Source organism: Streptomyces sp. NPDC091292 (assembly GCF_044757265.1).
Lineage (GTDB): Bacteria > Actinomycetota > Actinomycetes > Streptomycetales > Streptomycetaceae > Streptomyces.
The window spans coordinates 230,750-252,198 of record NZ_JBIVUQ010000004.1 but is presented as its reverse complement, the minus strand read 5'-3'; the positions used below and the strand labels follow the sequence as shown (position 1 = coordinate 252,198).

The 21,449-nt window shown below is 68.5% G+C and carries 23 protein-coding genes and 1 tRNA gene; 11 read left to right on the top strand and 13 right to left on the bottom strand.

The features are described 5' to 3' along the window. Positions 1-46 precede the first annotated feature (46 nt). Positions 47-1,258, top strand: coding sequence for a JmjC domain-containing protein (locus tag ACIQNU_RS15365; protein ID WP_401366041.1), 1,212 nt, complete (start codon positions 47-49; stop codon positions 1,256-1,258). Beyond that, entirely contained in the window at positions 1,192-2,052 is an 861-nt protein-coding gene (locus ACIQNU_RS15360) for an aldo/keto reductase (RefSeq protein ID WP_401366039.1), read from the top strand. Before ACIQNU_RS15365 ends, ACIQNU_RS15360 begins: the two co-directional genes overlap by 67 nt. Here the strand turns inward: ACIQNU_RS15360 and ACIQNU_RS15355 are convergent. Beyond that, complete coding sequence (locus tag ACIQNU_RS15355; RefSeq protein WP_401366037.1) at positions 2,040-2,897, bottom strand: hypothetical protein; 858 nt, start codon at positions 2,895-2,897, stop codon at positions 2,040-2,042. The two genes, ACIQNU_RS15360 and ACIQNU_RS15355, sit on opposite strands and share 13 nt — an antisense overlap. A gap of 429 nt (positions 2,898-3,326) precedes the next feature. Here ACIQNU_RS15355 and ACIQNU_RS15350 point away from each other — a divergent pair, with 429 nt between their 5' ends. Next, positions 3,327-4,019, top strand: coding sequence for a restriction endonuclease (locus tag ACIQNU_RS15350; protein WP_401366035.1), 693 nt, complete (start codon positions 3,327-3,329; stop codon positions 4,017-4,019). Between the two features lie 187 nt (positions 4,020-4,206). After that, positions 4,207-4,419, top strand: a complete 213-nt coding sequence (locus ACIQNU_RS15345) for a hypothetical protein (RefSeq protein ID WP_401366410.1) — start codon at positions 4,207-4,209, stop codon at positions 4,417-4,419. A 246-nt stretch (positions 4,420-4,665) separates the two neighbouring features. Here ACIQNU_RS15345 and ACIQNU_RS15340 read toward each other — a convergent pair whose 3' ends face one another. From ACIQNU_RS15340 to ACIQNU_RS15315, 6 genes are all read right to left on the bottom strand, one after another. After that, positions 4,666-5,265: a hypothetical protein gene (locus ACIQNU_RS15340; RefSeq protein WP_401366033.1), complete on the bottom strand. Its 600-nt coding sequence runs from the start codon at positions 5,263-5,265 to the stop codon at positions 4,666-4,668. 104 nt (positions 5,266-5,369) lie between these two features. Next, positions 5,370-7,094: a relaxase/mobilization nuclease domain-containing protein gene (locus ACIQNU_RS15335; RefSeq protein ID WP_401366031.1), complete on the bottom strand. Its 1,725-nt coding sequence runs from the start codon at positions 7,092-7,094 to the stop codon at positions 5,370-5,372. Continuing rightward, positions 7,091-7,720 carry a plasmid mobilization protein gene (locus tag ACIQNU_RS15330; protein ID WP_401366030.1) on the bottom strand — a complete coding sequence of 210 codons (630 nt, stop codon included), beginning with the start codon at positions 7,718-7,720 and terminating at the stop codon, positions 7,091-7,093. Before ACIQNU_RS15330 ends, ACIQNU_RS15335 begins: the two co-directional genes overlap by 4 nt. Positions 7,721-7,921: 201 nt before the next feature. Beyond that, positions 7,922-9,094: a hypothetical protein gene (locus ACIQNU_RS15325; RefSeq protein WP_401366028.1), complete on the bottom strand. Its 1,173-nt coding sequence runs from the start codon at positions 9,092-9,094 to the stop codon at positions 7,922-7,924. Positions 9,095-9,185: 91 nt separating this feature from the next. Further along, positions 9,186-9,881: an ATP-binding protein gene (locus ACIQNU_RS15320; RefSeq protein WP_401366408.1), complete on the bottom strand. Its 696-nt coding sequence runs from the start codon at positions 9,879-9,881 to the stop codon at positions 9,186-9,188. Then, a complete protein-coding gene (locus ACIQNU_RS15315; protein ID WP_401366026.1) occupies positions 9,878-10,789 on the bottom strand; it encodes a hypothetical protein in 912 nt (303 codons plus the stop codon). Before ACIQNU_RS15315 ends, ACIQNU_RS15320 begins: the two co-directional genes overlap by 4 nt. A 484-nt stretch (positions 10,790-11,273) precedes the next feature. Here ACIQNU_RS15315 and ACIQNU_RS15310 point away from each other — a divergent pair, with 484 nt between their 5' ends. From ACIQNU_RS15310 to ACIQNU_RS15300, 3 genes are all read left to right on the top strand, one after another. After that, the gene (locus tag ACIQNU_RS15310) at positions 11,274-11,531 is read left to right on the top strand and encodes a helix-turn-helix domain-containing protein (protein ID WP_401366024.1); all 258 of its coding nucleotides are present in this window, start codon (positions 11,274-11,276) and stop codon (positions 11,529-11,531) included. 123 nt (positions 11,532-11,654) lie between these two features. Then, a complete protein-coding gene (locus ACIQNU_RS15305) occupies positions 11,655-11,984 on the top strand; it encodes a helix-turn-helix domain-containing protein (RefSeq protein ID WP_401366022.1) in 330 nt (109 codons plus the stop codon). 48 nt (positions 11,985-12,032) lie between these two features. Beyond that, the gene (locus ACIQNU_RS15300) at positions 12,033-13,550 is read left to right on the top strand and encodes a LacI family DNA-binding transcriptional regulator (protein WP_401366020.1); all 1,518 of its coding nucleotides are present in this window, start codon (positions 12,033-12,035) and stop codon (positions 13,548-13,550) included. A 125-nt stretch (positions 13,551-13,675) separates the two neighbouring features. On the opposite strand, the gene ACIQNU_RS15295 is transcribed toward ACIQNU_RS15300, so the two are convergent. Together ACIQNU_RS15295 and ACIQNU_RS15290 are read right to left on the bottom strand one after the other, a co-directional pair. Next, positions 13,676-14,569, bottom strand: coding sequence for a phosphorothioated DNA-binding restriction endonuclease (locus ACIQNU_RS15295; RefSeq protein WP_401366018.1), 894 nt, complete (start codon positions 14,567-14,569; stop codon positions 13,676-13,678). A gap of 31 nt (positions 14,570-14,600) precedes the next feature. Further along, entirely contained in the window at positions 14,601-14,801 is a 201-nt protein-coding gene (locus ACIQNU_RS15290) for a hypothetical protein (protein WP_401366016.1), read from the bottom strand. Between the two features lie 274 nt (positions 14,802-15,075). On the opposite strand from ACIQNU_RS15290, the gene ACIQNU_RS15285 reads away from it, so the two are divergent. The 3 genes from ACIQNU_RS15285 (at position 15,076) to ACIQNU_RS15275 (ending at position 16,904) form a co-directional block, all read left to right on the top strand. Continuing rightward, entirely contained in the window at positions 15,076-15,648 is a 573-nt protein-coding gene (locus ACIQNU_RS15285) for a hypothetical protein (RefSeq protein ID WP_401366014.1), read from the top strand. A gap of 92 nt (positions 15,649-15,740) precedes the next feature. Then, positions 15,741-16,055, top strand: a complete 315-nt coding sequence (locus ACIQNU_RS15280) for a hypothetical protein (protein ID WP_401366012.1) — start codon at positions 15,741-15,743, stop codon at positions 16,053-16,055. Positions 16,056-16,514: 459 nt separating this feature from the next. Next, positions 16,515-16,904, top strand: a complete 390-nt coding sequence (locus ACIQNU_RS15275; protein ID WP_401366010.1) for a transposase — start codon at positions 16,515-16,517, stop codon at positions 16,902-16,904. A gap of 124 nt (positions 16,905-17,028) precedes the next feature. On the opposite strand, the gene ACIQNU_RS15270 is transcribed toward ACIQNU_RS15275, so the two are convergent. From ACIQNU_RS15270 to ACIQNU_RS15260, 3 genes are all read right to left on the bottom strand, one after another. Beyond that, the gene (locus ACIQNU_RS15270) at positions 17,029-17,757 is read right to left on the bottom strand and encodes an HAD family hydrolase (RefSeq protein WP_401366008.1); all 729 of its coding nucleotides are present in this window, start codon (positions 17,755-17,757) and stop codon (positions 17,029-17,031) included. Between the two features lie 1,363 nt (positions 17,758-19,120). Next, positions 19,121-19,194, bottom strand: a tRNA-Pro gene (locus ACIQNU_RS15265). Positions 19,195-19,270: 76 nt separating this feature from the next. After that, positions 19,271-20,197, bottom strand: coding sequence for a metallophosphoesterase (locus ACIQNU_RS15260; protein ID WP_401366006.1), 927 nt, complete (start codon positions 20,195-20,197; stop codon positions 19,271-19,273). Positions 20,198-20,315: 118 nt separating this feature from the next. On the opposite strand from ACIQNU_RS15260, the gene ACIQNU_RS15255 reads away from it, so the two are divergent. Beyond that, entirely contained in the window at positions 20,316-20,780 is a 465-nt protein-coding gene (locus ACIQNU_RS15255; RefSeq protein WP_401366004.1) for a GatB/YqeY domain-containing protein, read from the top strand. A gap of 114 nt (positions 20,781-20,894) precedes the next feature. Here the strand turns inward: ACIQNU_RS15255 and ACIQNU_RS15250 are convergent, their stop codons facing one another. Beyond that, positions 20,895-21,416 (bottom strand): hypothetical protein, encoded by a 522-nt coding sequence (locus tag ACIQNU_RS15250; RefSeq protein WP_401366003.1) that lies wholly within the window; start codon positions 21,414-21,416, stop codon positions 20,895-20,897. Between the last annotated feature and the right edge of the window lie 33 nt (positions 21,417-21,449).

Genomic DNA, 21,449 nt, shown 5'->3' with positions numbered 1-21,449 from the left:
CCCTCCGCCTCCCAAGTCCCATCTGGCACAAGGAAGGGAACAGCTCATGGAGCACCGATTGGTTCATGCCGTCGAAGAGGCACTCGGATGGGATGGCCCAGGCCCCCTCGGTAAGGAGTTCGCGAGGGGAAGCATCAAGGACCCCGACGTCCTGGCACGGCTGCTCACGCCTCCGCGTGTGCTCGACATGGTCATGCGCCGGAGCCTCGCCAACCCCCAGTTCCGCCTCTTCAAAGGTGGTGAGGAGCTACACCCTGACGCGTACCTCGACCGTCAGGTCACACCCCGGGGGCAGGCGATACCGATGGCGGACATGCGCCGCTTGGGCAGCCTGCTGCGCGAGGGTGCGACGCTCGTCCTGGACCAGTCCAACGTCTTCGATCCCACGATGGAAGCGGCCTGCCGGGCCATGCAGTGGTGGTCGCGGGAGCACGTCCAAGCGAACGTCTACCTGACCACGAACGACGCCTCAGGCTTCGACCTGCACTGGGACGACCACGACGTCCTCATCGTGCAGCTGGCCGGTCAGAAGCAGTGGGAAGTACGCGGCGCCTCCCGGCCTGTGCCCATGTTCCGCGACGCCGAAAGGAACAACACCCCCAGCGAAGAGATCGTGTGGACCGGCACCATGAGGGCCGGCGACGTGATGCACATCCCCCGCGGCTACTGGCACGCGGCCACCCGCGTGGGCCGGGGCGGTGGCCACAGCACCCATGTGACCTTCGGGTTCGCCAAACGAACCGCGGTGAGCTGGCTGACCTGGCTCGCCGACTGGTCCCGCCAGGAGGAGGTGTTCCGCCACGACCTCGACCGATGGGGCGGCCCCGAAGAACAACAGGCCCAGCACTCTTTGCTGGCCACCGCAGCCTCCCGCCTCATCGACGCGGGGGATCCGGCGGAGTTCCTCGGGCGACGAGAGCAGGAAGCTCCTCCCGGTAGGCATGTTCCCTTCCTGGACATCTTCGGCCCTTTGGAGGCCGTGGTGTGCGTCAGCGAGTTCCCACCCCTGATCAGCGAGGTCGGGGAGAACGTTGTCGTGGTGGCTGCGGGCAAGAGGCTCACGTTCACGGCCAGGGCGCTGCCGGGGCTCCGCTTGCTTCTGAGCGGCCACCCTGTGCGGCTGGACGTGGCCGCCCGCACGGTGGGCGCCGAGGTGGAGGCACTGGCGACGATCCTGGTGGAGGAGGAGCTGTGCGCGAGCCTGACCCCCGAATTGTCCTCGGGCTACACCGATCTCGTTACGAGCGCCGGATCCTGACGAGCGCGCTGGAACTCGGGATCGACGCGATAGACACCAGCTTCAACTACCGGGGTTTCTCAGCCCACTCCGCCTTGGCGGAGATCGGAAGAGATCTCCTTCCCCGCTTCACACTCTCCACCAAAGTCGGCTTCTTCCCCGCCGCCGGACCGGCCGAGCACTCCCTCGACCCCGGCCGTCTCAGGGAAGCCATGCAACAGTCGAACCGCGAGCTGGGACGCGCTCCGGACCTGGTGTTCCTGCACAATCCCGAGCGGTCTCTCACCGGCCCGCCGGACGCCGCGCGCGATGTTCTGGGCACGGCGTGCGCGGCCCTGGAGGCGGGGGCGGCGGCGGGGCTGTGCGGAGCCTGGGGCATCTCCTCCTGGGACCCCCGCCGGTTGCCGGAACTCACCGCCGGCACCATGCCCAGGCCCGACGTGCTCATGGTCCGCGCGGGCCTCCTCGCCGGGATCGACGTCCTGGAAGCCTCGGAAACCCTCGCGGCCCGGTGGGACCTCGGCACGGACCAGTTCTGGGGTATGAGCCCGTTCGGCGGCAGGGCCACGGACCCCCTGTGGGGCAAGCTCGACCCACAGGTGTTCATCCAGGACCCTGATGACGGCCTCTCAGCACTGCAGGCCGCGTTCCGCACCACGTATTGGCTGCCGCGAGTGGGAAGGGTCGCCGTCGGCACGGATAACCCCTCTCACCTGCGGGAACTGTTCAGCGCCCTGCGATACGAAGCCGACGAAAGGAGCCTTGGAACGTACCGGCGGCTTCTCCGCGAGCGAGCGAGCCGTCAGCCGCTCTGAAGGTCGTCCGCGACTCGTGCCGCCATGTCGCGCGCCGGTTCGAGGCGAGGATCCTCGGGGTGGGCGTCCGGGGCCAGGATCTTCGCGCAGACGAACAAGGTGATCAGCTTACCGTCCCGGCTCTCCAGGTCGTGGCGTCGTTCGCGGCGGACTCGCTCGGCCAGCGCCGGGACGGCGAGGGAGTTCCCCCACAATGACGCCGCGTCCAGACCTTGAGGGGCCATGCCCCAGTCCTCCCAGTCGAACAGGCAGAACCGTGGTCCGGTCATGTTCGCCCAGTTGAGGTCGGCATGCGCCGGCCGCCACTGCTTCAAAGCCGTGTCGATCCCGACGGGAAGGAACCGTTTGATCGCCTCAGTTACACCGCGCTGGGTGATGGTGACGGTGTCCGGGGTGGCCACGCGCCTCGTGTGCTGGACTGCCAGCGCGTCCAGCGATGCGTTCAGCGCTTGCCACCAGTCGTGCGACAGGTGAGGATCGTCGGCCAGCACACTGCTGCCGATCGGCGCTCCTGGCAGCAGGTCCGTCTCGTCGGCCCGCCACATCACGGCGCCATCGGGCTCGCGCCAAGCCGCACCCCGGTGCCATTGGGGTACGGCAACCCCTTCCAGCAGGGCAGCGCATTCGGTTCCGTTCCAGCCCTGGCCACCGATCTTGTCGAACCGGCGCCGCTCGATCCGCACCCACGTTCCACGGTCCGTACGCGCACCGAGAGAGCGTCGTTTACGTACCAGAGTCCCCGGGTCCAACGAAGTCTGGAAGGAACGCTCAACCTCGTTGAGCACGTCGTCGACGGACTTGACTCGTAGATCGACTTGGGGTGTAGCGGTATGAGAAGACGGCACTGGACCTCCATGGCGACGCAACGACGCTAGCAAGAAATGCGGCAGGTGAGTCCCCAGAGTGAGCGGAAGTGACGCAGCCGAGCTGATGAGCGGCCAGGCGTCACCCGGCCATCGTCCGCGATCGAGCAAGGCCACCTGACCGACACAGGTATGCCCTCACGAAACGGCTGAAGCCCATCGGTCGAGTCACGAAATGCGCAGCTCGCCTACGTGCGGATGCCTTGGCGCCGCAGTTGGGCTGACCGAAAGGCTATTACTTCCAGTGATCGCACACCTACCTGGTGTCAGCGGTTCGTGCTCTCATACAACCTGCTGGCCATACGTCAACGACACAGAAGAAAAGGGGAGTTACTTAATGGGGGCACGGGTGAAGGTGCGCGTTCGGGGCGGCAGCGCTGCTCCTGTTCCCGCTCCGCGGGGCGGGGCCCGATGAGCCGCCGCCCGGTACGGCGCAGATACCGGCGTCGCCCGGTCCGCCGTCCCAGGAAGCAGGACGAGCAGGTGGCCCTGCTGGTGGCCGCAGTCGTGGCGGTCGGCCTGGTCGCCGCCGTCGTGCAATGGCTCCTCGCGCACTGGTGGGTCCTCATCCTCGCCGGCTTGATCGCCGCCGGCGCGGCCGGCCTTTGGTTCCAGCAGGTGCGGCAGCGCGCCGAGTGGGAACGAGTTCGCGCCCGAGCCCTGCGGCTGCGTATCGCCGAGATCGACGCCCTGGATCACCGTGCGTTCGAGTTCGCCATACGGAACCTGATGCGCCGGGATGGCTGCGAGGCCGAGCGGCTCGGCGGCGCCGGCGACAACGCCTGCGACGTACGGGCCATCGACCCAGTCGGCCGGATCTGGGCCATCCAGTGCAAGCACCGCCGGGACGGGGACAACGGCTCGGCAGTAGGTGTCGGTGTGCTGCAGCAGGTCAATGGCACCGCACGGCAGATCCACGGGGCGGACATCGCCGTCGTGCTCACCAACGGCCGCTTCTCGTCGAAGGCCATCCCGTGGGGCAGAGAGCACCGTATCCACCTCGTCGACCGCCGCGTACTTGGCGAATGGGCCGCAGGATCACGGCCGCTGTGGGATCTGCTGGACCGCATCCCGCCGCCACGCCGCCCCACGGCCCTGTCGTGACCCGCTTGAGAGAAGAACGGGTGCGACGAGGTACCCGCGGGTCCTGTGTTCGGACGCCGAGGAGACAAAGCAACCCGAGGACAAGTGCCCTGCCGTCAGCCACTGGTAACTGCACCACTGGCTCGCCCAGTTCGGGAGAGACCGGAAGACGGGGGCGTTCTTGCCTGATGGGAGGACTGACCGGGTGATTCTGACGATCAACGTGGCTGTTCTGCTGGCCGCAGTCATCCTTCTGCGACTGCGTCGGCGTACACAGTCCCGAAGCCGGAGGGACGAGAAGCTGACCGTGCTCATTGTGTTGGTGTTCGGCGTGCTGATCGCCCCGACGAGCTTCGGCCAGGGCATCTTGAACGTAGTAGGCCAACTCGCGGACAGCGTCACGCAGTCCGGCAGTCCGTAAGTTCCTCCCCTACGCTGAATGTCTCACCAATCCTCCGGCCGGGACTCACTGACATCACGGCGTTACTTGGGACCAGGACGCCAGGGGAGGTGCCCTACCGGGAAGAGGCGTGCCGTCCAGATGATGTTGTGCCCGATCTCGCTGATGGTTGAGAGGCGTGCCGAGGTCCGGCGCGTAGTGCGTCGTTGAACGCGGCCAGTTCGTGCTTAGCCTGGGCCGGAGGCGTCTGAGCCCGCTGCCCGGGGGCTACCGCGTGCCTTCGGCGCACGTGGCGACTGCTTTCTGCAGGCCGGCGAAGTCGGTCTTCAGTGGGCTGAGGCGCTTGAGGCTGGATAGTCTGATGGTCTTCTGGCTCGGACACCGCTCGTCGAGGACCCCGGTGGGGAGGACGTAGAAGGTCCACTGGTCCAGGTCCAGAGGATCGAGTGTCTGCTTGTCCTGGTGGTGCAGGAGGCAGAAGGCGTAAACGTCGGAGCGTCGCCGTACTTCGGCCGTGGTGGTGCCGGTCTGGGCGTCCCAGCCGGAGGCCGGTGCGATGGAGAACGAGATCTCCGACGGCTGGGACTGTGCCCACGACTGCAGGTACGCCGCCGATTTCACCTCGACGTGCCATTTCTCGGGTGTACGGATGTCAACGGTGTCCCATTCGGTGCGGGTACCGGTGGCCGCGCCCAGAGCCGTAGCCACGAGGTATTCAGCCAGGACACCGCGCATGGTGTTGTTGGCCAGGTCGGAGCATGCCCAGCCCCAGAAGTCGCCGAGCCTGCCCACGGTTTCACCGTTGGCCCGTATCGGCTCACCGCCGGTGCGACGCGTGATGACCAGCGGGCCCAGATCGGCACTCATGCTGTCCTCCAGACGACGATGTGTGGCGATGCTCAGCCTGACAGCAGGCACTGACATCAACGGAGCTATCGGGTATCTCAACGGATTGGGTGTCTTCCCCGTGATCAGCGGCGCGGTGCGTGTGGTGTCGACAGCGTTGGCAGTTGATGAGCGACGGTCAGCTGATCGTTGGGGCGGTGTACCCAGGTGGTTTCCGGAGCCAGGGCGTAGGCGGGAAGGTTCGCGGTGCGGCGTAGGCGCCAGACGAGGATGTCGCTGATGGATTCGGCGGTGTCCAGTTCTCGGCGGGCAGCGGCCTCGGCGAGCAGGGCGCGGGGGCTGTGGCCGGCGCGTTCGGTATCGGCGAGGGTGGCGGCCAGGGCGTCCCAGCCGGGTTCGGCCAGGACGCTGTCGGCGAGTTCGGGCAGGGCGGCGCGCAGGGTGCTCGCGTGATGGCGGCGCAGGGACGGGGCGATGCGACGACCCCGCTCGCGCAGCGCCGCCAGTGGTTCGGCGGCGGCCTGCTGGTAGGCGGCCCGCAGGTGCGCGGCGGCCCGGCTGGCGGCCTCGGCCTGCTGGGCGTGCTGTCGTTGGGCGTGCCAGTGGGCGGCGGCAATGGCGAAGAAGACCAGTATGTCCAAGACCATCGCAGTACCGGCCCCGTCCTCGCCCCGGCCGAGTGCGGGCCCGCTGTAAACCAGGTCGCGCGCAGCCCTGCGCAAGTCCTGCGCGTGGCGGAACTCGGCTCGGGTGTGGGAGCGGGATGCCCGCTCGAACTCCCGGGCTGCCTGGTGTAGTTCGCTGCGGGTATGGAGTGCCGCGGTCCTGGCGAGGGCGTCGAGGATCTCGCAAGTGGCGGCGATCTGGGCTGCCGCCGCGCCGTCGTCGCCGCTGTGGTCGAGGACGAGCAGCGCTGCCCAGGCAGCGTGGGCGGCGGTGCGTCGTGCCGCAGCGGGTGCCGAGGGCGCGGTGGGGCGTTCCGGCCGCTCGCTGCGAGCGGTCTCTGGTGGGGTGGAGCCGGTGGCGAAGCGTTCCTGGATTCGGGGCAAGGACAGGTCGGGGGCGAGGGTGGATCCGGCGTAGTAGATGGGTTCCTTGTCCTTGTTGCGGTCGTTGGGTAGGGCGACCTTGTAGCCCTTCACATCGCCGGAGGGCAGGACCTTGGTACGCACGAGTAGTCCGGCGTCCCTGAGGCGGTCGAGGAACTCGTCGGTGGATGCGGCGCCTGCGACCGCGCGGCGGACGGTCTCGCGGAGTTCCTCGCGTGCGGCGCGGCCCCGGCCTTGGCGTTCGGCCTTGTGCCGCTCGGCGCTGGTGGTGCGCTTGGCGGCGGTACCGTCGCCGGGTGTGACGCGGTGGAGGCCGTAGTCGGCTTCGATGAGGCGGGCTTCGGCTTGGGCGCGTTTGCCGGAGCGGTGATGGTCAGGGCGGCGGCCGTCTTCGCGTATGAGGGTGGCGATGATGTGGATGTGGTCGTCCGCGTGGCGGATGGCGGCCCAGCGGCAGCCCGCGCCGTCGCCGGGGTCGATGCCGGTGGCCGCGACGATGCGGCGGGAGATGTCGGCCCATTGTTCGTCCGTCAGGATCGGGTCGTCGGGGGCGGCGCGCACCGAACAGTGCCACACATGCTTCTCGGGTCGCTGGTCTACGTCGAGCAGATGGAGGGGCTGGTCGAGGAGCTGCTGGAGGTCCTTCTTCGTAGCAGAGGGGTCGCGGCCCGGGTCGGGGGCCATGTGGTCGAAGGAGGCGACCAGATGCGGGTCGACGTGCTCCTCGTGCGTGCCCCTGCCGTAGAGGTAGTGGAGTAGGCCGAGGGTGCTGCTGCCCTGCTTGTGAATGCTGGGGATCAAGGCGTATCACCCTCTTGCTCTTGGTGGTTGGTGACCCGGTCGGCGGCCTTCGTCACGGCGTTGGCCGCGCGGTGAATGTCGGCGAGCACCTCCATGAGGTGGTGCACATCGCCACCGGAGTTGAGCGCTTTGGCCACCTGGTTGAGGTTGCTGCCGGCCCAGCCGAGCTGGCGGCGCACGGCGAATAGTTCGGTGAGCACGTCGCGTTCGGTGGCGATGGAGGCGGCGGTGCGGGACTGGTCGCGGGCGGCGGCCAGCGCGGAGTGGGCGAGGAAACCGGCCAGACTCATGCCGACGGCGTAGGCGCCCTTCTGAATGATGGCGTGCTCTTGATCGCTGAGGCGGACGCTCTGGGCGGGGCGCCGCTTCTTGTCGCGCGGACGCGCCTTCCCCTTGAATTTGGTCCGGCGCTTGCGGCCGGCCTTTCCTGGTTGCGATCCGCCCTCGGTCGCAGCCTTCCCCTCCGGCGCCCCCTGGCGCCGGAGGGGCCCCGCCGCCCCCGGTGCGGGGTCGGGTTCGGGCGCTCCCCCTGCGGGGGAGTGTCCGAACCTCCAACTTGCTCCCGTCGAGGTGGGCGCGGTGATCTCCTTTTGGATGTCGTGTAGTTCGTGGTGCGAGTCGTGCATTGAGCGGCTTTCCTTGGACGTTGGGGGAGTGGTCGGTTTCAGTGCGGGCGGCCGTTGAGCGCGGTCGGTAGCTTGGCCTTGACGGTGCGAACCACCTCTCCGGCGGTGTCGCTGGCCACGCTGTAGCCGTCCTTGCGCACGGCTTCCTCCAGCAGGTCACGGGAGAGCCGTCCGTGCTCGCGATAGAGGTCCTGGGCGTATCTATCGAGGAGGGCCCGTGTCGCGCGCGGTTTGGAGCCCGGGGCGATTCGACTCCGCCCGCGAGGCCGTGCCTGGAGCGTCGCCCGGTGGCCCCTCGCCCGGGTCTGGTTCCGGGCTGACGGTGGTGCGGGCGGGCTGTTGCGGGCGGGTTTCGGGCTGCGGGCGGGCTGCCCGGTCGGCGGTGTCATCGCCCGCGACCTTGGTGGGCGGGCGGTCCGGAGTCTCAGCCCGTTCTTCTGCCGTGGCCCGCGGGCGGGCCGTCGCGGAGCCGCCGCTTGTGAGCGCGGCGGTATCGGGCCAGCGCGCGGGCAGTTGCTTGGAGGCTAAGGCAGTGGCCTGCTGGCGGGTGGCGAGCTTGCGCAGCAGCAGCTCGTCTTGGCGTGCGTCGCGGTCGACGTCGGCCTGCTCCAGGGCTTGGTGCAGGCGGCGGGTGAGGCGTCGGCCTCGCCACTTGGTGCGTTTCGAGGGCGTCATGGTCTCTGCACGGAGAATCAGGGTGACGGCCTGGTCGAGGGCGCGCTCGCGGATGATCCGGGCGGCGTCCGCGTCCCGGTCTGCGATCGAGAGCCGGGCGAGGAGCCGTTCGCGTGCCTGTCGGGCGAGGACGGCGGCCAGGCTGCGGGAGTCGGCGTGCGGGCTGCGGTGGCGCAGCTCGATGCCCATGGCCAGGTGCCAGAGCATGGCCGCCATGACCGGGCCGACGAAGCCCCGCACAGTTCCGCCCACCGGCCCGGATTCGGCGTAGGCGGGCAGGATCTGCACGGCGGTGATCACCCAGGTGAGGGTGCCGGGCAGGCCGGGTGCCTGCTTCGGGCCGTTGAGGTTCTGCCGGGCCAGCAGGGCGGTGGCGAACAGGGCGAGCTCGGCGGCAGCGAACATCGCGGCGCGCTCGATGGTGCTGCCCATGTCGAGGTAGTCGGCGGCGAACCGCCAGCTGGTGTCGGCGCTGTAGGCGGTGCAGCCGATCGCGGCGACGGCGGCGATTGGGATCGCGCCGGTGTTACGGCGCCGTCCGGCATCCTGCTTTCGTCGGCGCCGGCGCAGGAGCCGTGCGGCAGACAGGGCGGCGACGAGTAGCAGCACCGCGATGGCCGCAGGAGCGGTGATCCAGTGCGGCAGGACGGACGTGCCGGTGCCGTTGGCGTTGATGAGCGTGGTGGTTCCAGGTGTCATGCAGAGGCTCTCCAAGAGGTTGCCGCGCGTTCGGGGGCAGGCGGAAGCCCGCGCGGGTGAGGTGGTGGGACGGGGAGTGACCGCGGGCCGTTCAGACAGGGGGCGCGGTGCGGCGTCGGTCGGGGCCGGTGAGGATGACGCGGTCGGTCATCTCGGCGAGGCGGGAGGCGACGCGGTCGCCGAGCGCGGTGCGCAGTTCGGCGGTGGGGAGGTTGGTGGTGATGAGGGTGGGGAGCATGTGCTCGTACCGGTGGTTGATGAGCCGGTAGGTGAGCTCCTCGGTCCACTCGCTGGTCTTGGCCGCGCCGAGGTCGTCCAGGAGCAGCAGCGGGCAGCGGGCGAGCGTCTGGAGATCCCGTTCGGCGTCGTGGCCTGCGCGGGGGCGGAGCCGTGCGTGGAGGTCTGCGGAGGTGGTGGCCTCCCAGCGAAGACGGACGCCTCGGCTCAGGAGGGCCCGGACAGCGCCGTACGCCTGGTAGGTCTTGCCCGTACCTGTGGGGCCGGCGATCAGCAGCGACGGGCCCTCGGCGATACCCGGTCCGCCAGGGCCAGGGCGTCCTGTCCCGGCGATCTGGTCGGCCCAGGCGGTGATCTGGGAGTGGTCGGCCAGGGCACGGCGGTAGCGGGCCGGGATACGGGCATCCGCCAGCTCCAGGGCGGTGACCGGTTCGCGCTCTTGCTCCTCGGCGGCAGCGGCGGGGTCGATTCCGCGGTTGGTCAGGATGCCGTTGAGCCGGTCGGTGAGCGGGCCGACTCGGTGGGGTTCGCGGGTGAGGGTGGCGGTCAGAGCTCATCTCCGTATGCGGCGACGACGTCGGTGGGGTTCGTCCACGTCCGGTGCGCGGCGGGGGAGGAGGCGTTCATGACCTCGTGGACGAGGCTGGGCAGGACGCCCGGGGACAGGCCCTTGGCCCGGTGGCGTTCGAGGGCGGCCCGGAGGTGGGCGGGAGCGATGCCCTCGTCGAGCAGCTTGCGCACCTGTTTGCCGAGATGGCTCAGGAAGGCATCTGGCGGGCGGTGGTTGCACGCGGCGATGTACTCGCCGAGGAGCTGCTTGGCCGAGACGGTGTCAGGCGCGTGGGCGCTTGCGCCCCCCGAAGGGATATCTCCTAGATCCACGGTCCTAGGTCCTAGATCCGGACCGTGAGACGTCACTGCTGCCTCACGGACCGCTCTTTGATCCCTCGCGGAGGACTCCGGGGAGCCCTCCTGACCTGCGACTTCGCATCCAAGCCCCGGATTCAGTGCGGACTCCGGGACCTTGCCGGAGCCCTCAGTGAGGACTGCGTGAGGCGGCGGCGAGTACTCCGTGACACCGGCGCTCACGGCAGGAGCGGTAGCGACCGAAGCCTCGTGAACCGGGCAGCCCGGGAGGCGGCTCTTGCTCGGCCGGTTGATCTTCTGGTGCTGATGCCAGGTCACGACGTGCAAGTACCGCTTGTGATCCGGCGCCTTGTAGCGGCAGATCAGTCCGGCGTCGGCGAGCTGGGCGAGGTCCGTCTCCACATCGGACGGGGTGTGCTCCGGGCGCAGTACCCACAACTGCCCGGCGATGATCGCGGCGTGGTCGCGGTGGCGGCCCTGGTCGTCGGCCTGGGTGAGCAGGCCGAGGAAGGTGCGCTCGGCGGTCAGGGAGACGGCGGCCAGGGACTCGGAGACGAAGGCTTCGGGCTTGATGGTGCGGATTCGTGCCAAGAGCGGGGCGGTCCTCACTCGGTGACCTGTGCGTGGACATCACGGCACACCGTCGGTCGGGGCGGGATTCGAGGGGGTGTTGGCGCGGACGCGCGCCGGGAAGCGATTGCGTTTCCGGGGGTGTCGTCAACATAGCCACACCCCAGTCGCGCAAGTCCAGCCCTATCCGGAGCAATCTCTGACGGCAGAAAGGCTGTGAGAAATGGGGCTCGGTGGTGGGCGGGAGGAAAACCGTAAGGCACGATCGGCCGTTGACCAAATAGTTGCCCGGACCGCAGAGCCAGAAGTATCACATCGGCAAGTCGTTGACGGGCCGCCGACGGGGAAGCTACAACACAACACCGCACGTCAGAGTCATGATCGGCATGCTGTCCCGTGCCTATTCCCGACTCCCTGGAACCGCATCTCGGCGAACGACGCGAGCGCAACATAGACCACGATCGCCGGTTACCCAAACCGGCTAATGGACCTTTCAATTGGAGCCATGCCCCCACGCCCTCTGGAAGTCGGACCCGCAGGAATGCAGGCGGCTCGCACCATCGAAATGCTCCGAACCGAACGCGGCCTGTCACAACGCCAGTTGGCCGGCTGCGTGACCGCCCTCGGCCACCCGATGTCCAACACCATGCTGTCCCGTATCGAACGCGCCCAACGGCGATGCGATGCCGACGACCTCGTCGCGATCGCCGAAGCCCTCCTGGTCTCGCCTCTCGTGCTGCTGCAGGGGCCGACCGCCATGTGACGAGGGCCGCTCAGCACTGCTAGACCGAGCACGCCCCCACCCAGTAAGGACCCGCCCTTCTTGCACCACTCCGACATACCCCCTGCCCTCGGACGCCTTCCCGGCGCCGAGGGCGGAGCACCCTTGCCCCGTCTCTACCGCCCCGAAGAAATCGCCGAAGCCCTCGGCTGTTCCGCCTGGTGGGTCAAGGACCGGGCCCGGCGCGGACTCATCCCGCACACCCGCGTCGGTCGCGCCTACCGCTTCACCGCCGCGCACCTCGCCGAGATCGTCCGCCTCCACGAAGAGCGCCCGAAGCGATCCGTCAGCAGCGCGCTGGCGAGTCGGGCAGCGACAAGTCCTCCCGCAGCACGAACTCGTGCCGCGCGGTCTCCTGAGCCGACTACGGCCTCGATGTCAGGGCGTCTGCGGGCTCGACCGCCGCGCCGTACCCAGTACGAGACCGTCGTGTAGCGCGCCCGCACCCAGTCACAAGCCGAGAGCAGGGGAGGGACACGGAAGTTGGGTTTCGCGGAGAAGCGCGGAAACTACTGGCGCGGCCGGTACAAGACCGCGCCCGGCAAGCACCTCACGGTGGTCGACGAGAACGGCAAAGCGATCCGGTTCGCCACCAAGGGCGAGGCCCAGCGCGCCGCGAGCGAGGCCGAGAACAAGTACCGGCGCGGCGACTGGCGCGACCCGGCACTCGGCCAGGAGACCTTCGGCGAGTACGCGAACCGCTGGTACGAGGCCCAGGACCTGGCCGCCTCGACCATGCAGAACTACAAGCGCCACATCGAGGAACACCTGCTCCCCGACTTCGAGGACAAGGCGCTCGCCGGCATCCTGCGCACGGACGTCGACCTGTGGGAGAAGAAGGAGAAGGCCGTCTACGCGGCCTCCAGCGTGAAAACCTGGCGCTCAACGCTTCACCTGATCTTCGAGGACGCGATCGACGAGGGGTTGATCACGTCCAACCCGGCCGCGCGACGGCGTGGGCGCGGCAAGCGGGCCGGCCGTTCTCGTGACCGCGGCCCGGAGAAGGCCATAACTGCCCCGCTCGGCATTCTGCTGACCGCTGAACGGGCCGCCCTGCTCTCCGGCCGCGACGACGAGTTCGTGGCCGTCGTCCTCAAGGGGTACACCGGCATGCGCTGGGGTGAAATCGTGGGCTTGGAGGCGGATTTCGCCCGCCCAGACTCCGTCCGCGTCGAGTGGCAGCTGTACGAGCTCGACACCGGCGAGTTCGTTCGCTGCCCGCCCAAGGATGACAGTTACCGCAAGATCGATGCGATGGACTGGCTGTCGGCCCTGGTCGCCAACCACGTCGCCCGCACGAAGCCGAAGCCTTGCCCTTGTCACGGTAAGACTTACGTCTTCCGTGGCCAGGGCACGGCTCGCACCGGCGGGCGCCAGGGCGCGAAGCTTGTCGACGTCGCACGCCGCGCCGAAGTTTCAACGGGCACGGTGTCCAACGTCCTCAACCACCCCGACCGCGTAACCGAGGCCAAGCGGGTGAGGGTCGAGCAGGCCATCGTGGACCTGGGGTTCGTGCGGGGCGGCGTGGTGTCGCAGCACGCAGCCCACTGGCGCAGAAACGGCTTTGCGACTTGGCTGTTCACTCCGGCGGTCTCCGGCTGGTACCCGAGGAAGGCACCGCAGGAAGCCCGCCCCGTACCGCTGCTCGGCGAGCCCTGGCCAGGCGTCCCGGCCCGAGGACGTGGCGCCAGTGACCGGGCCGACGCCTGCTGGCTTCCCATTGCCAAGGGCCTCACTCCCCACGGCCTTCGCCACACCCACCGGACCGTGATGGAGGACCTCGGCACCGAGAAGGTCCTCATGGACCAACGCATGGGCCATATCGACGGCTCGGTCTCGGCGCGCTACGCCCACGTCACCCCTGGCATGCGCAAGCGCCTCATGCTCGGACTGACCGAGCAGTGGGAGGCAGCGCTCGATGCCCGCTTGGCAATGAGCCCTCGCTCGCCGGTGAGTGGCCTCGACGCGCTATTGCGAGTGCGCCGTGAAGCGGTGACATAGCGGGGTGTTGCCCGAGGCGACGGAGCGGGGGATACATGCGAGCGCTGAGAGCAGCATGAGGAGCGATCAGCGATGCTTGGTGCGCCCAGTCCCCAGTCCCTTGGTATCCGGCATTGGACACTGGGTCAGGCGGCGGTCGGGCGTGGGCTGCCGTGGAAGACCTGGCTGGTGTGCCAGGAGCGGTGGGCTGCCGCGATGGGCGGGGTGCCGGGTTGGGGGCCTATGAGCGGACGGCCTGCGAGTGCTGTGACGTGCTCGCGGGCGGCGGGGCTGCGGCCGACGAAGCTCTGCGAGACCAGGATGCGGTGGCCGTCGGCTATGCCGAGCACGCCCTTGTCGAACAGCTTGTGGTGCAGCGAGCACAGGCACAGTCCGTTGTCGACCTCGTCCGGGCCGTTGAACGCCCACCAGCGCACATGGGCGGCCTCCAGTCCGACGGGCGTCGCGCCGATCATGCCGTCGTAGCCGCAGAAGGCGCACTGGTACTCGTACGCAGTCAGCACCATCTCCCGCATCCGCCGGTCCCGCTGCCGCCTGTCGGGCGTTGCCAGCGTGGCTGTCTCCGCCAGATCCAGTTCCAGGCCCACCGTTTCGCACAGGTCTTGGTGCAACGACGGCGGGAAGTGCAGGTCCAGCAGCACCCTTGCCATACGGCCCAGCAGCGGCGGTTCCCGCCGCAGCGCCAGTCGCAGGTCCGGGGCCAGCCGCCCCGTGGCCCCACTGGCCCGCAGGTCCCGTACTCCCGTGCCGGGGCTGCCGACGCCGCGATCGGTCCGTACCTCCCACACCTCGTCGCTGACCAGATGGTGGAAGGGATAGGCGGGCGTGGTGCCACGCGTCGGGCCGTACTCCGCCAGAAGTTGCTTCAGATCGGCCTCCACCGCGGTGTATCGCAGCTCGTCCTCGGCATCATCCTGAAACCGGCCCAGCGCGTACAGCAGCAGCAACGGCTTGTGCGGCGCCCGCACTCCGTCCCGACTCCACTGCCTCAGGTTCGCGGCACGCTCCAGCCAGTTCATGACCGTGATCGTAGTGTTGCTTGGCCGCACGTCACCCTGTCCGGGTGGCAACTCCTGCGCCTGCGGCGGGCGCACCGGCTTCGCCGCCCGTGCGCATGCCGGCCCGCCATTCCAGCGCCTGGGATTCCTCGGTGAACTCGATCAGATGCTGTCCGGCGAACCGTTGCGAACCGTTGCAGTGCGTCGCGTACCTCCGCCGGGTGGCGTAGAAGAACTCCTTGCGGCTGTTCATCTGCTTGACCCGCTTCGACGCGAACTGGCGGTGGAGTTCCGTGCCCTGGCTGTGTCGGTTTCTGCGGGAGTCGTTTCGAGGTGACTGTCCGTTGACATCGAACCCGGTCGTTTTGCCATCGGACCGAGTCCTGCCGAATCCGGCATGCCCCCACCCGGAAAAAGCTAGCGGTCTATAGACCGCTACGTCGTTGCTCTGGACAACTCAGACCCCAGTCCGCAACGCTGCCTATAGCAATCGATAGAGGCCCCATAGAGTGCTGCGGAAGGTTCTTGTGCGGATCACCATTGAAGGCGCGAGCGAGGAGTTCGAGCGCAAACTGCTCGACCTGCTAGCCGAGCGTCGAGACGAACTGGCCGTCTCCGTCGACACCGTATGGGACGTCGACAGGGCGATGGTCTTCCTGAACACACTCAATGAGGACGCCCGCCAGTTCGTGCGCCTGGTCGTCGAGTCCGACGGCCATCTGGAGGCCGCCGTGCTGCGCGAGGCATTCCCGCGCGGACTGCGCGGCCCCACAGTGGCCCTGACCTACGCCCTCAAGCGCGGCGTCAAACACGATTGGTGGCCCGAAGGCACCGAGGCGCCGGTCACCGTGGTCTACGGCGGCGGCCCGCAGGACGGATGGCGGCAGGCATCGGCCTACGAGATGTCCGGTGAGGATCTACTCGCCTTCCGCGCGGCCCTCGCCCGCTACGACGCAACCACGTCCCGGCCTTCCTGGGACGAGGATGCACCGTCCGCGTTCGCCGTAAATCCCGGCTGGGGAGCCGACGACGACGTACCGAGGGCGCTGCACGACGATCCGCCGACCGCACCCAACTTCCCGGACAGAGCAACCAGATGAACGGAGTTGCGCGGCTAACCCCAGCCTGTCGCATCCTCGGCGCGGCCCGTCGCAGCGGCGGGCTCCACCCGCCTCGCAGGAGTGATTCCGCCGTGTCCGCGCTCTTCGACAAGTTCCTGATCCCGATTGCAGTCGGCGTGGCCGTCGCCGGTCTCGCCGGTCTCGCCGCCGCAGTCGGCCGGTTCTACCGGCGTCGCCGAACCACCCCGACACCTCCCCGCGTGTTGCGCCGCTTCAGTCTGCTTGGAACCGCCGGCGCCGACGGCACTCCTCTGTACTACGACACCACCCGGGCCCCCGGCAGCGTCGTCACCCGCCGGGTCGGCAGCCTGTCCCAACGCTTCGAGCTGACCGATGCCCCGCTCGGCGACGGCACGTACGCCGCCGAACCCCTCGACCATCTGTAGGGCGACCAGAGCATGGAGTGTGTGACCGCGAGCGCCCTCCGGCAGGGCTGCCCACCAGCACTTTCACCGCACGCGATTGGGTTCACAACCACAGCCAGCCGAAAAGGCTGCGTTCGCTGTCAAACGACTGGGTTGAATGACAGCGGACAGTGACTTCGGGAGTCGTTCTGGGGCGAGCGTCGTGATCAATGTCAGTGACTTCTGATGTCACTCGGGTGCCGCGGCGCCGCCCTTTTGGACATGATGAGAGCCGGAACGACCTGTCAAGAGCGCTTTCGGTGCCGTTTGAGATGACGACCGTCGGTCACTTGGGACTGGCCATTCCGGCTCGCTGGCTGTCGGGCGGCCTTCCCACCACTGCCAACTTTGCGTGCGTCAGCGGGAACAGATCACCGTGATCAAGGTGAAGGAGGCGTAGAACTGGTCTTCGGAGAGGTGGGCGAACCAGCGGTGGCCACGGTGCCTGCGGCCACCCGCGGCTACGACGGGGCCAAGAAGGTGCCGGGACGCAAGCGGCACATCGTGGTCGACTGCCTGGGGCTGCTGCTGGCCGTGATGGTCACCGCGGCGAACGTGACGGACCAGGACACCGCGATGACGCTGCTGGAACGTGTCCGAGCCCGCTATCACAGGGTCGTCCTGGTGTGGGCCGACCGCGGCTACTCGGGTCGCTTGGTCAGCCGGGCGAAGCAGCAACTGGGGCTCGCTCTGGAGATCGCCAAGCGCAGCGACGACGCCTCGGGGTTCGTGGTGCTGCCCAGACGCCGGTTGGTGGAACGCACGCTGAGCTGGCTGATGCGCTCGCGGCGTCTGGTGCGCGACTACGAGACGCTGCCCCGCCGTGCATGAGTAGATGGTGCTGTGGTCGATGACGATGCTCATGAGCCGCCGGCTGGCCCGGCGGCGAGCGTGAACCGCCCCGGGGCGGGTTCGGGCCTTCACCCGTGAAGGCCCGAACCCACGATCGAGGGCGTCATACAGCACGATCTGGTTCGCGGAACGGTTGAGGATCCGCAGCATGCGATGCCCACGTGACGTCCCGGCTCCCCCTGGACACATACGCGCCGAAAAAAGAGGTATCGAGATCCTGGAGGGACTCCAGTACCAGAGTGGCAATCGCAAAGCGAGGATCGCAGCGATCAGCGGCCTCGGGAACGGCGACGACCGTCATCTGGGCTGACACGCCGGCGAGGACGCCGTTGAGCGAGTCCTCGATCACAATGCATTCGTCGGGTGACGCGCCGAGGGCGGCGGCTGCGCGGAGATAGGCGCCCGGGTGGGGCTTGCCGTGTTCGTCGTCTTCGGCCGAAAACACGGCATCGAAAGGTCGGTCAAGGCCGGTGCTCGCGAGCGCATGCCGAATCACCGACTCCGGCGAAGATGACACGACGGCCATCGCCCTCGATGCACGCGCGCACGCCGCGACGGCGTGCTCGGCGCCAGGTTTCAGCGCCACTCCCTCCAACCGACGGCACACGGCGGACACGATCTGCTCCTCGACGTCGTCGGGGTCGGCTTGAATGGTGACCCGATCGAACCAGTAGGCCACCATGTCCCTTTGCCGCAGCCCGCGCGTCGCCGCCTGCATCTCCGTTGTGAGGTGCAGGCCAAGCGGACCGAACACTTCACGCTTTGCCGCGTCCCAGATCGGCTCGGAATCGATCAAAAGGCCGTCTAGGTCGAAGAGGACAATCGGTTGCATCGGTTGCTCTTTCGTTGGCGATCGCGCGAGGACGAGACGATTCGCTGCCCCGCCGTGCATGAGCAGATGGTGCTGTGGTCGATGACGATGCTCATGAGCCGCCGGCTGGCCCGGCGGCGAGCGTGAACCATCCCAGGGTGGGCTCGTCGGCCCAACCCCGTTTGGCCAGCCGCTTCATCTTCGACCGAACTCTTCCCACACTTGCCGGAACCGGCTCCAGTCCGAGTACGGCAGTGACCTCCTGACAGGACATCACTGGGTGAAGGCTTTCCGCCGGATGCTTGTTCGGTGAGCGTAGCGAGGCTGGTAGTGGGGAGCGAGCGCGTCCATGGAAGGCGCGGTATGCCACACCGGGACGATCGAGCCGATCGCGCGGCCCACCCCGGCGGTGCGTTCGTCGCGGGCTCCGACACGGAAGACTCACCGGCTCCCGGGCCAGCTTCACCTGCCTCTCCGGGCCGCGGCCCGGACAGAACCTCGCCAACGCGCTGCCGGGCGATCAGCCACTCGTGCCAGGCCGTCTCCGCTTCGGCGAGCTCAGCTAGTACCCGGTCCGCCACCTCCCGAAGCTCCTCCACGCGCTCACGCGCGGCCAGCTCCTGTCCCCCTTCGCCCGCCCGCTGTATTTCAGGCTGTATCCCTCGGGGGGCACACTGCCGGGCCGCGTCGAATGCCCTGCGGTAGCCGGCTCGCTTCTCGTCACTGGGGTTCGGGATCCGGAGGAACCGCCCAGCCTGCTGTACCTCCGCGATCAAAGCGGCTCCGACTTCCGTCGGCGACGGCTTTGAGGGCTTGGCGGCGCGCTGCGGCGCTGGCTTCGCCCTGGACGGGGCCGCGACCGGCTTCTGCGGTGGAGGGGCCGGTCGTGTCCGATGGTCGGAACTCGTCGACCGCTGCCTGCGCTGAGCTGGTTCGGGCCGGTCCGGGTGATGCCTGTGCTCCAGGTAGAAGCGTCGCGCGTCGGTGATCTCCGCCTGCCACTTCACATTCTCCTTGGGCATGGTGATCAGGCGCCGCTCCTTGAGCGCGCGTGCGGTGAGAGCGAACTCGGGGCTGTCCGACGTGACAGGGTCGGCTCCGGCCCCGATGAGTGAGGAGTGCGAGCTGCCGGTCATTTAACGGAGACCATCGCTGCATGTCGGTCGTCGTACTGTCTGTGGTCTCCTCGGCACAAGCCGTGGGGTGACTCTTGCGGAGCGGACGTGGCGCACGGCTCACTCGGAGGCGGAACACCTCTCGCTGGGAGCCGCCGGGGAGCCGCTCCCCGAAGTCGGCTCCCAAATGGCTCCCAAAACGGGGCCGCAAAGCAAATCAGGCCCGGTACTGATCTCTCAGCACCGGGCCTGACCTGCTATTTCGGCTGTCGGGGTGGCGGGATTTGAACCCACGACCTCTTCGTCCCGAACGAAGCGCGCTGCCAAGCTGCGCTACACCCCGATCGTCACCGCTTGCCGCGGCGACGTCGTTTACTTTAGCCCACCGGGGGCCCTGGGCGAAATCCGGTTTTGGGGGGCTACGGCGTCGGGGTCAGGGTGAGGAGGGACGCCTCCGGTGGGCAGGCGAAGCGGACCGGGGTGTAGCGGTTCGTGCCGCAGCCCGCCGAGACGTGGAGGTACGAGACCCTGCCGTCCACCCGGTGGCGGGACAGGCCCCTCGCCCGGTCCGTGTCGAGGTCGCAGTTGGTGACCAGCGCGCCGTAGAGGGGGATGCGGAGCTGGCCGCCGTGGGTGTGGCCCGCAAGGATCAAGGGGTAACCGTCGCCCGTGAACGCGTCCAGGGTCCGCAGATACGGGGCGTGCACGACGCCCATTGAGAAGTCCGCGCCCGTCCCCGGCCCTCCGGCCACCCTCCCGTACCGGTCCCTCTTGATGTGCGGGTCGTCCAGGCCGGTCAGGCCGATTTCCACGCCCTCGATCTTGAGCGTCCCGCGCGTGTTCGTCAGGTTCACCCAGCCCGCCCCGTCGAACCCGTCCCGCAGGTCCTCCCACGGATTGTGGATCGCGCCGACGACCGGCCGGTTCCCGTTCAGACCGTGCCGGCCCTGCGCCTTCTCGAACAGGTATCGCACAGGGTTACGGGGCTTCGGCCCGTAGTAGTCGTTCGAGCCGAAGACATACGCCCCCGGGAACTCCATCAGCGGACCCAGCGCGTCCAGCACCTCCGGCACGCCGTCCGGGTCCGACAGATTGTCGCCCGTGTTGATCACGAAGTCCGGGCGGAGCCCCGCCAGGGACCGTAGCCACCGCTGCTTCTTGCGCTGCCCGCTCACCATGTGGATGTCGGACACCTGGAGCACCCGCAGCGGACGCATCCCCGCCGGCAGCACGGGTACGGTCACCCGTCGCAGTCGGAACGAGCGGGCCTCGAAGCCCACCGAATAGACCAGACCGGCGGCGCCGACCGCCGTGATTCCCAGGGGTACTCCGTATCGCGCGCGCATACCCCCATCGTGTCAGACGTCCGCCAAGTGGGAGCATCGGCGGTGGGCCGGGTGAGGGCCGGGGACGGGCCGGTAAATCCGCAGGCACCGGCGCCCCCGTACCTGCGACAATCGGGCCATGACCACCCTCAAGTCGAAGCTCAAGGAAGACCTCACGGCCGCCATCAAGGGGCGCGACGAACTGCGCTCCTCGACGCTCCGGCTGACCCTTACCGCGATCACCAAGGAGGAGGTCGCGGGTACGTCGGCGCGGGAGCTGTCCGACGACGAGGTGCAGAAGGTGATCACCCGTGAGGCGAAGAAGCGGCGCGAGGCCGCGGAGGCGTTCGCGAAGGGCGGGCGCGCCGAGCAGGCCGAGCGGGAGAAGGCGGAGGGCGAGGTGCTCGCCGAGTATCTGCCGAAGCCGCTCTCCGACGACGAGCTGCGCGCCATCGTCGCGCAGGCCGTCGAGGAGGCGAAGGCCGCGGGCGCCGAGGGGCCGCGCGCCATGGGGCAGGTCATGAAGATCGTGAACCCGAAGGTCGCGGGCCTCGCCGAGGGCGGTCGCGTCGCCGCCGTGGTCAAGCAGCTCCTGGCCGGCTGACCACCCCCACTCCACAGCAGTCGCTACGACGCCGCCGACCGTTCCCCCGTACGAGACGAAGCGGAACGGTCGGCGGCGTCGGCACACCCCTACGCGTACCTACCGCCTACCCCGTCAGTACCACGGAGTGCACAGCGTCTCCCCGTCATACGTGTCCACACACGCCCGCATCTCATGGGTCGACGGATTGTGGTACATCGGCGTACGCGTGTAGTAGTAGTTGGTTCCCTCCGGGACCTTCGCGGTCCAGCCCGACGCGCCGCCCTTCTTCTCGCCGAGGCGCCAGTAGCACTCGGAGTGGGACTTGGTGCACCGCTGGACGTAGACCGACCAGCTGCCCTGGCCCGAGCCGCTGATGTACCAGAGCCGGCCCCAGCTGTACTGGTCGCCGTCCGTCTTGCCCCATCGCAGCTCGTACAGGAAGGACCCGCCGGCCTGGTACGGGCCGTAGGGGCTGACCGGGCCCGACTGCCAGGTCTGGATGTTCGGGTCGTGTCCGTCGCATCCGAAGCCCGAACAGGCCGCCGCGGCGGCGGACGCGGAGTTCGGCACCGCGATGACGAGCGCGACCGAACTCAGGACGGAACCGATGAGGACGCCGAGCCGCGACCTGGTTTTCTTGGACCTCAACTTCATGCCGTTCCCCCGTGTCTGTGGGCGATCGTGTCT